This is a genomic window from Pseudomonas sp. AB39(2026), assembly GCF_059831485.1.
This window is the reverse complement of record NZ_CP195212.1, coordinates 1589668-1603240: the sequence shown is the minus strand read 5'-3', so window position 1 is coordinate 1603240 and position 13573 is coordinate 1589668. Positions and strand designations below refer to the sequence as shown.

The 13573-nt window shown below is 61.5% G+C and carries 13 protein-coding genes; 12 read left to right on the top strand and 1 reads right to left on the bottom strand.

Features of this window, described 5'->3' with window-relative positions; all coding sequences use genetic code 11:
- Positions 1-7 precede the first annotated feature (7 nt).
- From ACSAMW_RS07050 to ACSAMW_RS07025, 6 genes are all read left to right on the top strand, one after another.
- The gene (locus tag ACSAMW_RS07050) at positions 8-637 is read left to right on the top strand and encodes an L-threonylcarbamoyladenylate synthase (RefSeq protein WP_168085751.1); all 630 of its coding nucleotides are present in this window, start codon (positions 8-10) and stop codon (positions 635-637) included.
- A complete protein-coding gene (locus ACSAMW_RS07045) occupies positions 634-1443 on the top strand; it encodes a segregation and condensation protein A (RefSeq protein WP_500593304.1) in 810 nt (269 codons plus the stop codon). Before ACSAMW_RS07050 ends, ACSAMW_RS07045 begins: the two co-directional genes overlap by 4 nt.
- A gap of 21 nt (positions 1444-1464) precedes the next feature.
- Positions 1465-2328: an SMC-Scp complex subunit ScpB gene (gene scpB / locus ACSAMW_RS07040; protein WP_500593303.1), complete on the top strand. Its 864-nt coding sequence runs from the start codon at positions 1465-1467 to the stop codon at positions 2326-2328.
- Between the two features lie 115 nt (positions 2329-2443).
- The gene (rluB, locus tag ACSAMW_RS07035) at positions 2444-3571 is read left to right on the top strand and encodes a 23S rRNA pseudouridine(2605) synthase RluB (RefSeq protein WP_500593302.1); all 1128 of its coding nucleotides are present in this window, start codon (positions 2444-2446) and stop codon (positions 3569-3571) included.
- A gap of 114 nt (positions 3572-3685) precedes the next feature.
- Positions 3686-5086: an amino acid permease gene (locus ACSAMW_RS07030; protein ID WP_500593301.1), complete on the top strand. Its 1401-nt coding sequence runs from the start codon at positions 3686-3688 to the stop codon at positions 5084-5086.
- Positions 5087-5121: 35 nt separating this feature from the next.
- The gene (locus ACSAMW_RS07025) at positions 5122-6324 is read left to right on the top strand and encodes an MFS transporter (protein WP_500593300.1); all 1203 of its coding nucleotides are present in this window, start codon (positions 5122-5124) and stop codon (positions 6322-6324) included.
- Between the two features lie 24 nt (positions 6325-6348).
- Here the strand turns inward: ACSAMW_RS07025 and ACSAMW_RS07020 are convergent, their stop codons facing one another.
- Complete coding sequence (locus ACSAMW_RS07020; RefSeq protein WP_500593299.1) at positions 6349-6615, bottom strand: DUF2790 domain-containing protein; 267 nt, start codon at positions 6613-6615, stop codon at positions 6349-6351.
- Positions 6616-6934: 319 nt separating this feature from the next.
- Between ACSAMW_RS07020 and acs the strand changes: the two genes are divergently transcribed.
- The 6 genes from acs (at position 6935) to argR (ending at position 13435) form a co-directional block, all read left to right on the top strand.
- Positions 6935-8890, top strand: a complete 1956-nt coding sequence (gene acs, locus ACSAMW_RS07015) for an acetate--CoA ligase (RefSeq protein ID WP_500593298.1) — start codon at positions 6935-6937, stop codon at positions 8888-8890.
- A gap of 426 nt (positions 8891-9316) precedes the next feature.
- A complete protein-coding gene (locus tag ACSAMW_RS07010; RefSeq protein WP_500593297.1) occupies positions 9317-10093 on the top strand; it encodes an ABC transporter substrate-binding protein in 777 nt (258 codons plus the stop codon).
- A gap of 90 nt (positions 10094-10183) precedes the next feature.
- Positions 10184-10873 (top strand): ABC transporter permease, encoded by a 690-nt coding sequence (locus ACSAMW_RS07005; protein WP_500593296.1) that lies wholly within the window; start codon positions 10184-10186, stop codon positions 10871-10873.
- The gene (locus ACSAMW_RS07000; protein WP_500593295.1) at positions 10870-11568 is read left to right on the top strand and encodes an ABC transporter permease; all 699 of its coding nucleotides are present in this window, start codon (positions 10870-10872) and stop codon (positions 11566-11568) included. The genes ACSAMW_RS07005 and ACSAMW_RS07000 overlap by 4 nt, the downstream gene beginning before the upstream one ends.
- Before the next feature lie 53 nt (positions 11569-11621).
- A complete protein-coding gene (locus ACSAMW_RS06995; RefSeq protein ID WP_500593294.1) occupies positions 11622-12386 on the top strand; it encodes an ABC transporter ATP-binding protein in 765 nt (254 codons plus the stop codon).
- Positions 12387-12448: 62 nt separating this feature from the next.
- Positions 12449-13435 carry a transcriptional regulator ArgR gene (argR, locus tag ACSAMW_RS06990; RefSeq protein WP_500593293.1) on the top strand — a complete coding sequence of 329 codons (987 nt, stop codon included), beginning with the start codon at positions 12449-12451 and terminating at the stop codon, positions 13433-13435.
- Positions 13436-13573: the final 138 nt, after the last annotated feature.

Genomic DNA, 13573 nt, shown 5'->3' with positions numbered 1-13573 from the left:
CTATCACGTGAGCCAGTTCTTTCAGATTCACCCGCAAACACCCCAGGCACGGCTGATCAAGCAGGCCGTGGATATCATTCGCGCAGGCGGTGTGGTGGTGTACCCCACTGACTCGTCCTACGCAGTCGGCTGCCGCATTGGCGAAAAATCGGCCATCGAGCGTGTTCGGCGCTTGCGCCAGCTGGATGATCGCCACAATTTCACGCTGCTGTGCAGCGACCTGTCGCAGCTGGGCCTGTTCGCCAAGGTGGACACCGCCGCTTTCCGGTTGCTGAAGGCTCATACGCCCGGCCCGTACACGTTTATCCTCAGCGCTACCCGTGAAGTGCCGCGGCTGCTGCTGCACCCCAAGCGCCGTACCATTGGCCTACGGGTGCCGCAGCATCCCATTGCCCAAGCGCTATTGGAGGCGCTGGGTGAGCCGTTGATGAGCGTGAGCCTGATTCTGCCCGGTGACACAGAACCCATGAGTGACATCGACGAGATGCGTGAAAGGCTCAAGCACCAGGTGGACCTGATCATCGACGGCGGCCCTGGCGGCGGTGCGGCCTCTACCGTGGTCGACCTCTCCAGCAATGACCCGCAGGTCGTGCGGGTGGGGTGTGGCGACCCCACGCCTTTCGAGGCGGGCGCATGACGTCAGCCGCCGAGGCGGTAGCGGCCACAGACACGCCACAGCCGGCCAGGGTATATGGCGCAGCGTTTACCGACCTGCCCCAGGACCTCTACATCCCGCCGGATGCGCTGGAAGTCTTCCTTGAAGCCTTCGAGGGGCCCTTCGACCTGCTGCTGTATCTGATTCGCAAGCAGAACATCGACGTGCTGGATATACCGGTGGCCGATATCACCCGGCAATACATGGCCTATGTGGAGCTGATGAAAACCATTCGGCTGGAGCTGGCGGCCGAGTACCTGGTGATGGCGGCCATGCTGGCAGAGATCAAGTCCCGCATGCTGTTGCCTCGTTCGGCAGACGTCGAGGAAGAGGAGGGCGACCCCCGAGCCGAACTGATTCGCCGTCTGCAGGAATACGAACGCTTCAAGGCCGCGGCCGAGGGTATCGAGGCGCTGCCTCGGGTGGGCCGGGAGATTCAGGTGCCACAACTGGACGCGCCCCAGGCCAAGGCCAGGCGCCTGTTACCGGACGTTGCCCTGGAGGAAGTGCTGCTGGCCATGGCCGAGGTGATGCGGCGCAACGACATGTTCGAAAGCCATCAGGTAAGCCGTGAGGCGCTGTCTACCCGAGAGCGTATGAGTGAGGTGTTGGAAAAGCTCAAAGGGGGTGCCTTTGTACCCTTTATCGACCTGTTCGCGGCGCACGAGGGCAAGCTGGGTGTGGTGGTGACGTTCATGGCCATTCTCGAACTTGTGAAGGAATCTTTGATTGAGTTGGTGCAAAATGAGGCCTTTGCTGCCATCCATGTACGGGTGCGAGCAGACTGAACGTACCTACCTGAGCCCCCCATGAACCTGAATGAACCTCGCGAGCTGGCGCCTCTGCTCGAAGCCTTTTTACTCGCCTCCGGTAAACCCCAGGGTCTGGACAGGCTCTACGAGCTGTTTGAAGAGGCCGAGCGGCCAGGCCCTTCGGTGTTTCGCAAGGCGCTGGACCTGCTGCGCAAATCCTGCGACAACCGGGCGTTTGAACTGGTGGAAGTGGCCTCCGGCTACCGCCTGCAGATCCGTGAGCGATATGCGCCCTGGGTGGGGCGGTTGTGGGAAGAGCGCCCCCAGCGGTACTCGCGTGCCATGCTGGAGACCCTGGCGCTTATCGCCTATCGCCAACCCATCACCCGTGGCGAGATCGAAGACGTACGAGGCGTGGCGGTCAACAGCAACATCGTCAAGACCCTGCTGGAGCGAGAGTGGATTCGCGTGGTAGGGCACCGAGAAGTGCCCGGCCGGCCCGCCATGTTTGCGACCACCAAGGCATTCCTGGATCATTTCAATTTGAAAAACCTCGACGAGCTGCCACCACTGGCTGACTTGCGCGAGCTTGAACCTGCCCCCTTGCTGGACGACGAAGACGCGCCCGTGCCGGCGCACCTCCAGGCACTGGCCGATGCCAGTGGGGGCGTGGTAGAGGGTGGAGCGGCTGCGCCTGCCGAAGAAACCAGCTTCCGCAGCCTGTTGCTGGAACTTGATGACATGGAGGCAGGCTTGAAGACAGACTTCGATGACCTGCGGTTAACTGAGCCACTGCCGGATACTGAACTCGGTTCGGCACCAGATACGGGGCCAATGCCAGGCCTTGAACCACCAGGCACGGAGGCCGACGAAGCGGCGCCTGAAGCCGACAGCAACGCCAACAGCGAGAGGCCTCGCTAAGGCACTGGTCTGAAACTTTGTAACCTCGGCTACGCCGCAGCGTCATTTGGGCGTATCATGCGCGCCCTTTTCGGCGAAAGCCGCCGTGTCGTCCACCCACCGGGAGGTGCCAACCATGAATGAACACGTTATCGACGCCGCTGACGCGCCGTTGCCCCCAGCCGGGGAAAAACTCCAGAAAGTACTGGCCCGCATTGGCGTAGGCTCGCGCCGCGACGTGGAAGCCTGGATCGGCGAAGGCCGCATCAAGGTCAACGGCAAGGTGGCCCCCTTGGGCCTGCGGGTAGACCTGCACGATGCCATTACCGTTGACGGCAAGTTGATCAAGCGCGAAGAAGCGGCCGAAACCGTGCGCCGCGTGATCATCTACAACAAGCCCGATGGTGAAATCTGCACCCGCGACGACCCGGAAGGCCGCCCCACCGTATTCGATCGCCTGCCGCGCCCACGTGAAGGCCGCTGGATCAACATCGGCCGGCTGGACATCAACACCACGGGCCTGCTGATGTTTACCACCGACGGTGAACTGGCCAACCGCCTGATGCACCCGTCGTATGAAATGGACCGCGAATACGCGGTGCGCGTACGCGGTGAAGTGGACGACGACATGATCGCCCGGTTGAAGGAGGGCGTGGTGCTCGAAGATGGCCCGGCCAAATTCACCGATATTCAGGAAGCGCCGGGCGGCGAAGGTTTCAACCACTGGTACCACTGTGTGGTCATGGAGGGCCGCAACCGCGAAGTGCGCCGGTTGTGGGAGTCCCAAGGGCTGGTGGTGAGCCGCTTGAAGCGCGTGCGCTTTGGCCCGGTGTTCCTGAATTCGGACCTGCCCATGGGCCGCTGGCGTGAGCTGGGCCAACACGAAGTGGACATCCTGGCCGCTGAAGTAGGGCTGGCGTCGGTGGCCATGCCGGTGCAAACCGCCAAGGCCAAGGACAAGCTGGAACGTATGCAACGCAAGTCGGCGCGCCCGCTGGGCCGTAACGAGCGCGTACGCCAGGTGCGCCCTGCAGCGGACGCCGATGAGCGCGCACCCCGTGCGGCACGTGAAGAACAGCGCCCACGGCCAGCACCTGCGCGGGGTTCGGTAGTGGCCGAACGCCCCAGCGAAGTGCGTGGCAATGGCCGTCGCCCATCGGAAGGCAAGCCTTCCGCTGCACCCGGCGGCAAGCCAAGCAGTCGTCAGTCCGGCAAGCCTTCTGGTAAGCCCGCTGGCGCTCCGAAAGGTCCGGCCAAGCGTTGAACCCCCGCTGCCCGGCCTTGGCCGGGCAGTGTGTTTCAGCCTACCGGTAGTGAAATGGCACCCTGCTATTCGTGATCGGGGCAAGGTGCGTAATCGTTTTCAAGGTAACCGCTTTTGACCGCTTCCCACCCTCGCGACACAGGCGCTTTCCAGCGCGGCCTGAAAAACCGTCACATCCAGCTTATCGCTTTGGGCGGCGCCATTGGCACCGGCCTGTTCCTGGGCTCTGCCGGTGTGCTCAAGTCTGCCGGCCCGTCCATGATCCTGGGTTATGCCCTGTGTGGGTTCATTGCCTTTCTCATCATGCGCCAGTTGGGGGAAATGATCGTCGAAGAACCGGTGGCCGGCTCCTTCAGCCACTTCGCCCACCGCTACTGGGGCGGGTTTGCCGGCTTTCTCTCCGGGTGGAACTGCTGGTTGCTGTATACGCTGGTGGGCATGTCCGAACTCACGGCAGTGGGCAAGTACATCCAGTACTGGTGGCCAGAGATCCCTACCTGGGTCTCGGCGGCAGGCTTCTTTGCCCTGGTCACGATAGTAAACCTGACCAACGTACGGGTGTTCGGGGAGGCTGAATTCTGCTTTGCCATCATCAAGGTTGTGGCAGTGGTGGGCATGATAGGCCTGGGCACCTGGTTGCTGGTCTCCGGCCACGGTGGCCCGCAGGCCAGCGTCACGAACCTCTGGGCACACGGCGGGTTTTTCCCCAATGGCGTGCACGGGCTGGTGATGGCACTGGCGCTGATCATGTTTTCGTTCGGCGGGCTGGAAATGCTCGGTTTCACGGCGGCTGAGGCCGACAAACCCCGTGAGGTCATCCCCAAGGCGATCAACCAGGTGATATGGCGCATCCTGATCTTTTATGTGGGCGCCCTGGTTGTGCTGTTGTCCCTTATTCCCTGGGACAGCCTGCTGGTTACCCTGGGGGCGGGCGGGGACGGCTACAGCGCCAGCCCCTTCGTTCAGGTATTTGCCTTGCTAGGCAGTGACACCGCCGCCCATGTGCTCAATTTTGTGGTGCTGACGGCAGCCGTATCGGTCTACAACAGCGGAGCCTACTGCAATGGGCGTATGCTGGTTGGCATGGCAGAGCAGGGCGATGCGCCTGCCGCCCTGGCCCGCCTGGACCGTCGCGGCGTGCCGGTAGTGGCGGTGCTGGCCTCGGCAGTGGTGACAGCCATTACCGTGCTGCTCAATTACCTGATGCCTCACGATGCGCTGGAGGTGCTGATGGCCTTGGTGGTGGCCACTCTGGTGATCAACTGGGCCATGATCAGCTGGTCGCACCTGCGCTTCCGCCAGCATTTGAACCGTATTGGCCAGGCACCGCTGTTCAAGGCTGTATGGTATCCGACGGGCAACTACCTGTGCCTGGCCTTTGTGGTATTGATCCTGGGTGTGATGTGGGCCATGGGGATGCACGTGCCCGTGTTGATGATACCGGTGTGGGTCGCGCTATCACTGGTGCTGTACCGGCTGAAATCGGCCCATGCCGGTACGCGTCCGGCCAGCTAGGCTCTTTCCCATTCATGGCTTCCACGGCACCGCTCATGTCTTCTACGCCGCACCCCCTGGCAATCACGCTGCAAGTGGTTTCCATCGTACTGTTCACGTTCATCGGCTACCTGAACATTGGCATTCCACTGGCTGTTCTGCCCGGGTTCGTGCATACCGACCTGGGCTACGGCGCGGTGCTGGCCGGGTTGGTGATTAGCGTTCAGTACCTGGCCACCTTGCTTAGCCGGCCCTATGCCAGCCGCCTCATCGACAACCGAGGCAGCAAGAAAGCCGTGATCATCGGCTTGGGTGGCTGTGGGCTCAGTGGTGTATTCATGCTGCTGGCGGCCTGGTTCCAGGCCATGCCGGGGTTGAGCCTGGCATGCCTGTTCATCGGCCGGGTCGTGCTGGGCTCGGCCGAAAGCCTGGTGGGCTCCGGTTCCATTGGCTGGGGCATTGGGCGCGTGGGCTCGGCCCATACTGCCAAGGTCATTTCCTGGAATGGCATTGCCAGCTATGGGGCGCTGGCCATCGGTGCGCCCGGCGGGGTATGGCTGGTGGGGCAGTTGGGGTTGTGGAGCATGGGGGTTGCCGTGATGCTGCTGTCAGCCTTGGGCATCGCCCTGGCCTGGCGCAAAGTCCCGGCCCCTATCGTGAGCGGCGAACGCCTGCCCTTTATCCATGTGCTGGGGCGGGTATTGCCCCACGGTTGTGGCCTGGCCTTGGGCGGTATCGGTTTTGGCACCATCGCGACCTTTATCACCCTGTATTTCGCGACTCAGCACTGGGGGGATGCCGCGCTGTGCCTGTCCATCTTCGGCAGCTGCTTCATTTTTGCTCGCCTACTGTTTGGCGGCATGATCAACCGCCTGGGTGGCTTTCGTGTGGCCATCGCATGCCTCGGAGTGGAAACCCTAGGGCTGCTGCTGCTCTGGGTGGCCCCCAGCATGGAGTGGGCCATGGCGGGCGCAGCCCTGAGCGGCTTCGGGTTCTCCCTGGTGTTCCCAGCACTGGGCGTAGAGGCCGTGAACCTGGTGCCCGCAGCCAGCCGTGGTGCGGCGGTAGGTGCCTATTCGCTGTTCATCGACTTGTCGCTGGGCCTTACCGGCCCGGTCGCAGGTGCAGTGGCGTCCGGCTTCGGGTTTGCGTCGATCTTCCTCATGGCGGCCCTGGCGGCGGCGGCCGGCCTGTTGCTCAGCCTGCGGCTGTACAAGCAGGCCCTGAATGCCCCTCGGCATGCGGATGAGCCGTTATAGGGCCTTACGGTACAAGGCTGTGTTTTAGTCCGTACACCCGTTGCCCATCACCTCGTATTCCATCACATGCCGCTTGCCCTGGCTGTCGTCGTAGGTCATGCGCACCGGTACTGCCTGGCACACGTTGGGCACTGGGTCCACGCTTACCACATGCGCGACATCCAATGGGGTAGCGTAGGTGTAGTGTTCAACCACGGGTTCTTCCGAGTCCGCCTTGGCAAAGGCCGGCAACACTGTGCCTAAGGCAAAGGTCGCGATGCAGGTGGACAGGGTGAACGTGAAGCGAGTCATTTCGGCTTACCTTTTTTAAGGTCGAGCGTGCCCGCGCGACCGTTTTCCGGATCGCGGGCGTCTCGTCAGGGAGGGGTGAAAGCAGACCTTCGTGGGGGCTGTTCAGCGGGTTTGCCATTGCTGGCGGGGTGCATTCTAGGCGCGCGCCAAGTGGTGATAACAGGCAGGCTTTGAAGAAACAGTATTATCCAAATACGTAACAATAAAGCCGCAACGCTGCTGTCCGAACCTTTTACTACCATTGTCGAATGGCTGTAGGGCAGCGCTTTGGCGTACAACCCCCCTAACAAGAACAACGATTGCCCTGAGGAACGTAAAGATGAGTGCGGCTTCCCTGTACCCCGTTCGCCCTGACGTGAAGGCAAACACCCTCACCGATGAGGCAACCTACAAGGCCATGTACCAGCAGTCCGTGGTTAACCCTGACGGCTTCTGGCGCGAGCAAGCCCAGCGTCTGGACTGGATCAAGCCGTTCGAAAAGGTCAAGCAAACCTCTTTTGATGACCACCGCGTTGACATCAAATGGTTCGCTGACGGCACCCTCAACGTGGCGTACAACTGCCTTGACCGCCACCTCGAAGCCCGCGGCGACCAGCCGGCGATCATCTGGGAGGGCGACGACCCCTCCGAAAGCCGAACGATTACTTATCGCGAACTGCATGAAGAAGTGTGCAAGTTTGCCAACGCCTTGCGTGGTCAGGATGTGCACCGGGGCGATGTGGTCACCCTGTACATGCCGATGATTCCAGAGGCCGTGGTTGCCATGCTGGCCTGTGCCCGCATTGGTGCTATCCATTCGGTCGTGTTTGGCGGGTTTTCGCCTGAAGCACTGGCGGGACGCATTATCGACTGCAAGTCCAAGGTGGTGATCACCGCGGATGAAGGCTTGCGCGGCGGCAAGAAGACCTCCTTGAAAGCCAATGTGGACAGGGCGCTCACCAACCCTGAAACCAGCAGCGTGCAGAAGGTGATCGTGTGCAAGCGCACAGGCGGCGACATCGAGTGGAACCGCCACCGGGACATCTGGTACCACGCCCTGCTTGAAGTGGCCTCCAGTACCTGCGCACCCAAGGAGATGGGTGCCGAAGAGGCGCTGTTCATCCTGTATACCTCCGGCTCTACCGGCAAACCCAAAGGCGTGTTGCATACCACGGCGGGTTATTTGCTGTATGCAGCGCTCACTCACGAACGGGTATTCGATTACCGCCCAGGCGAAATCTACTGGTGCACCGCTGACGTAGGCTGGGTCACTGGCCACAGCTACATCGTCTACGGCCCACTGGCCAATGGCGCCACCACACTGCTGTTCGAAGGCGTGCCCAACTATCCCGACATCACGCGCGTGTCCAAGATTGTGGACAAGCACAAGGTGAACATTCTCTACACCGCACCCACCGCCATTCGCGCCATGATGGCCGAGGGTACCGCTGCCGTTGAAGGGGCGGACGGCTCCAGCCTGCGACTGCTGGGTTCCGTAGGGGAGCCTATCAACCCTGAAGCCTGGAACTGGTATTACAAGACCGTGGGCAAGGAACGTTGCCCGATCGTCGACACCTGGTGGCAAACCGAGACCGGTGGTGTGCTGATCAGCCCCCTTCCGGGCGCTATTGGCTTGAAACCAGGCTCAGCGACCAAGCCCTTCTTTGGCGTGATACCGGCGCTGGTGGACAACCTGGGCAACCTGATCGAAGGCGCTGCCGAAGGCAACCTGGTGATTCTGGATTCTTGGCCAGGCCAGGCACGTTCGCTCTACGGCGACCACGACCGCTTTGTGGACACCTATTTCAAGACGTTCCGTGGCATGTACTTCACCGGCGACGGTGCTCGGCGCGACGAGGATGGCTACTACTGGATCACCGGGCGCGTGGATGACGTGTTGAACGTCAGTGGCCATCGCATGGGCACTGCAGAAATCGAAAGTGCCATGGTGGCCCATCCCAAGGTCGCCGAAGCCGCCGTGGTGGGGGTGCCCCATGACATCAAAGGGCAGGGGATCTACGTGTATGTGACGCTCAACCATGGTGAACAACCCAGCGAGGCCCTGCGCCAGGAGTTGAAAAACTGGGTGCGCAAGGAAATCGGCCCGATCGCCTCTCCAGACGTGATTCAGTGGGCGCCAGGTTTGCCAAAAACACGTTCAGGCAAGATCATGAGGCGCATACTGCGCAAGATTGCCACGGCCGAGTACGGTGCGCTGGGTGATATTTCCACGCTAGCAGACCCGGGTGTAGTGCAGCACTTGATCGATACCCATCGGGAAATGTCTGCCGCTTAGGTACGGTTGGCTGCTGCCGTTTATCCAGCCCCGCTACGGCGGGGCTTTTGCTGTGTGGCCTCTGTTCAGGTGTTACTGGATAATGCCCCCAATGAAACCGTAGGAAACACTTCTGTATGGCTAGGGAAAGCCGAAGGGAACGGCTAAACGAAGCGAGTGCTCTGCTGCAGGTATTTCGATTCCCAGGCAGGAAACTTGCAACAGCCTCTGGTTTTTGTACAATGCCGCTAAGCATCTCAGGTGCCTGCTGTCAATAGGGCGTGCGGTCATGCTTGGCTCCTCTGTAACATGTTGTCGCATTTCAGAAATTTCCCGCCTTCGCTCACCGCTAGAATGCCCCCCTCTCGTTTCCCTTTTGGAAGCATAATTGGTCCTTGGCAACGCGCCTGCCCCGCTGTCGCGCTTCGCCCCTGATGGAGTAGTCCCATGAAGAAGCTTGCCCTGATGGGTGCCTTGGCGCTGTCTGTGCTGTCGTTCACGGCCGCCGCGGACGAAAAGCCTATGAAGATAGGCATCGAGGCCGCGTACCCGCCGTTCGCGTCCAAGGCACCGGACGGCAGCATCGTGGGCTTCGACTACGACATCGGCAACGCCCTGTGTGCCGAAATGAAGGTCAAGTGTGTGTGGGTGGAGCAGGAATTCGACGGCCTTATCCCGGCCCTGAAGGTACGCAAGATCGACGCCATCCTGTCGTCCATGTCCATCACGGAAGACCGTAAAAAATCCGTCGACTTCACCAATAAGTACTACAACACCCCGGCCCGCCTGGTGATGAAGGAAGGCTTTGCACTGGACGATTCCCTGAGCCCGCTCAAGGGCAAGAATATCGGCGTGCAGCGCGGCTCTATCCATGAACGCTTCGCCCGTGAAGTGCTGGCGCCCAAGGGCGTGGAAGTCAAACCCTACGGCTCCCAGAACGAGATCTACCTGGACCTGGCAGCAGGCCGCCTGGACGGCACCCTGGCCGACGCCACCCTGCTGCAGGACGGCTTCCTGAAAACCGATTCGGGCAAGGGTTTTGCTTTTGCAGGCCCGGCCTTTACCGACGTCAACTATTTCGGTGATGGCGTGGGCATCGCCGTGCGCAAGGGCGACAAAGCCGACCTGGACAAGCTCAATGCGGCCATCGCGGCCATTCGCGCCAATGGCGAATACAAGAAAATCCAGGACAAGTACTTCGATTTCGATATCTACGGCCAGTAATACCGCCGTGTCCTTGGAAAGGGGCCGCGCGCGGCCCCGTTTCGTTTCTATCCGCCCGAGCCTCTGCGCTCACAGTGAAGGCTTGCGAGCATGTTGAACGGCTACGGCGACGTCATCCTCGAAGGGGTTGGCCTCACCCTGCAACTGGCGCTCTCGTCCATGGCCCTGGCCATCGTGCTCGGCCTGTTGGGTGCTGCGTTCCGCCTGTCGCCCATCCGGCCGCTGGCCTGGCTGGGCGAATTATATTCCACGGTCATCCGAGGCATTCCGGACCTGGTCCTGATCCTGCTCATCTTCTACGGTGGTCAGGACGTGATCAATCGGGTAGCGCCCCTGCTGGGCTATGACGATTACATCGACCTCAACCCCTTGCTGACCGGTGTGTTTACCTTGGGCTTCATCTTCGGGGCTTACTTGTCCGAAACCTTCCGGGGCGCCTTCATGGGCATTCCCAAGGGGCAGATGGAAGCAGGGCTGGCGTATGGCATGAGCAGCGTTCAGATCTTCTTCCGGGTGCTGGTGCCCCAGATGATTCGCCTGGCCATTCCAGGGTTTACCAATAACTGGCTGGTGCTGACCAAGGCCACCGCCCTTATTTCAGTGGTGGGCCTGCAGGACATGATGTTCAAGGCCAAGCAGGCGGCAGACGCCACCCGTCAGCCCTTTACCTTTTACTTGGCTGTGGCTGTGCTTTACCTGGTCATCACCAGCGTGTCGCTGCTGCTGCTCAAGTGGCTGGAGCGTCGCTATTCCGTAGGCGTGAGGGCGGTAGAGCTATGATCTTCGACTACACGGTGATCCAGGCCAACCTGCCCTTGTACCTCAGCGGCCTGCTGGAAACCCTCAAGCTGCTGGGCATTTCGTTGCTGCTGGGCTTGCTGGCGGCGTTACCACTGGCGCTGATGCGTGTGTCCAGCCGGCGTTGGGTCAGCGGGCTGGCATGGCTCTACACTTACGTGATCCGCGGTACCCCCATGCTGGTGCAGCTGTTTCTGATCTACTACGGGCTGGCACAGTTCGCGGCCGTGCGCGAAAGCGTCTTGTGGCCGATGCTGTCCAATGCCACCTTCTGTGCCTGCCTGGCCTTTGCGATCAACACCAGCGCCTACACCGCTGAAATCATTGCTGGCAGCCTGAGGTCAACGCCCCACGGCGAGATCGAAGCGGCGCGGGCCATGGGCATGTCCAGGTCGCTGATGTACCGGCGCATCCTGTTGCCGTCGGCCCTTCGGCGCGCGCTGCCCCAGTACAGCAACGAAGTGATCATGATGCTGCAAACCACCAGCCTGGCGTCCATCGTTACCCTGATGGACCTCACCGGCGCGGCCCGCACCGTCAATGCCCAGTACTACCTGCCCTTCGAAGCCTATATCACGGCGGGGGTCATCTACCTGTGCATCACCCTGGTGTTCGTACGCCTGTTCAAGCTGGCCGAGCGCCGCTGGCTGGCTTACCTGTCACCACGCAAAGGCTGATCGCGATCCCGGGCGGCCCAGCTGTCGCCCGGCCTTATTCCAGAGAAACGACCATGAACAAACTCGAAGTACAGGACCTGCACAAGCGCTATGGCAGCCATGAGGTGCTCAAGGGTGTGAGCCTGGCAGCCAAGGCGGGCGATGTGATCAGCATCATCGGCTCCAGCGGGTCGGGCAAAAGTACCTTCCTGCGCTGCATCAATTTGCTTGAGCAACCGTGGTCGGGCCGCATCCTGCTCAACAACGAAGCCTTGACCCTGGTGCCCAATAAAGGCGGCGGCCTCAAGGCCGGCGACCCCAAGCAGCTGCAGCGCCTGCGTTCGCGCCTGGCCATGGTATTCCAGCACTTTAACCTGTGGTCCCATATGACGGCCTTGCAGAACGTGATGGAAGCCCCTGTGCACGTACTGGGCATGGACAAGAAAGAGGCCCAGGCTAAGGCTGAACATTACCTGACCAAGGTGGGCGTGAACCATCGCAAGGACGCCTACCCAGGGCATATGTCCGGTGGCGAGCAGCAGCGTGTGGCGATTGCCCGCGCGCTGGCCATGGAGCCCGAGGTGATGCTGTTCGACGAGCCTACGTCTGCGCTGGACCCGGAGCTGGTGGGTGACGTGTTGAAGGTGATGCAGTCCCTGGCCCAGGAAGGCCGGACCATGGTAGTCGTGACTCACGAAATGGGTTTTGCCCGAGAAGTGTCCAACCAGGTGGTGTTCCTGCATCAGGGGCGCGTGGAAGAGCAGGGTAACCCCCGTGAAGTGCTCGCCAACCCCCAGTCCGAGCGGCTGCGCCAGTTCCTGTCAGGTAGCCTCAAATAAGCCGCCCAGTTGTGCCTGCCTCAGCTGGGCAGGCGACGTCCCCTTCAAACACGAGTGCTCACATGACCGCCCAGCGAATCGGTTTTCTCATATGGCCCGGCACCAAGGCGCTGACCCTGGCCCTGGCCGAGGAAGCCCTCGTTGTCGCGGGCAAAGTACATCCCGATGTGCTGTACGAGCGGGTATTCCTCCATGCAGAAGCGCCCGGTAATACGCCGGAGAGCTGGCAACTTCCGGGAGTGCCATGGGCCGGTCGCCTGGAGGGCTGTGACAAGCTGTTCCTGGTCGCCGATGAACCCCCGGCCAATCCGCCGCCGGCCCTGGCCAGCGCTATCAAGCAACTGGTGCGCAGTGGGTGCGTGGTGGGTGGTTTGTCGGCGGGCATCTACCCGCTGGCGCACCTGGGCCTGCTCGATGGCTACCGCGCCTCGGTGCACTGGCGCTGGCAGGATGACTTCAGCGAGCGCTACCCTAAGGTGATCGCCACCAGCCACTTGTTCGATTGTGATCGCGACCGGTTGACCGCCTGCGGCGGGCTGGCCGTGCTAGACCTGATGCTGGCGCTGCTGGCGCGCGACCATGGTGCAGAACTGGCTGGGGCGGTATCCGAAGAGCTGGTGGTGGAGCGGATTCGTGAAGGAGGCGAGCGCCAGCGGATTCCGCTGCAGAACCGCCTGGGTTCCAGCCACCCTAAGCTCACCCAGGCAGTGTTGTTGATGGAAGCCAACATCGAGGAGCCGCTGACCACCGATGAGATCGCCCAGCACGTGTGCGTATCCCGCCGCCAGCTGGAGCGTATTTTCAAGCAGTACCTCAACCGCGTGCCTAGCCAGTATTACCTGGAGCTCCGCTTGAATAAGGCGCGGCAGATGCTGATGCAGACTAGCAAGTCGATCATTCAGATCGGGCTGTCGTGCGGGTTTTCATCCGGGCCGCACTTCTCCAGTGCCTATCGCAACTTCTTTGGCGCTACGCCCCGCGAAGACCGTAACCAGCGGCGCACGGGCAGCCCTTTCGAGCTGGCCCCGGTCTCGGCAGAGCGAGGCTAGGCCATACGCTGTTTGCTGTGGGACCGGTCGCAGCCGAAGGCGGAGGTCGGGAACCTACCGGTATCTGCACCGCCTCAGACCTCACCCAAGGCAACCAGCAGGATCAGGCGCTACTTAGCGCCAACCCTTCCTCCAACC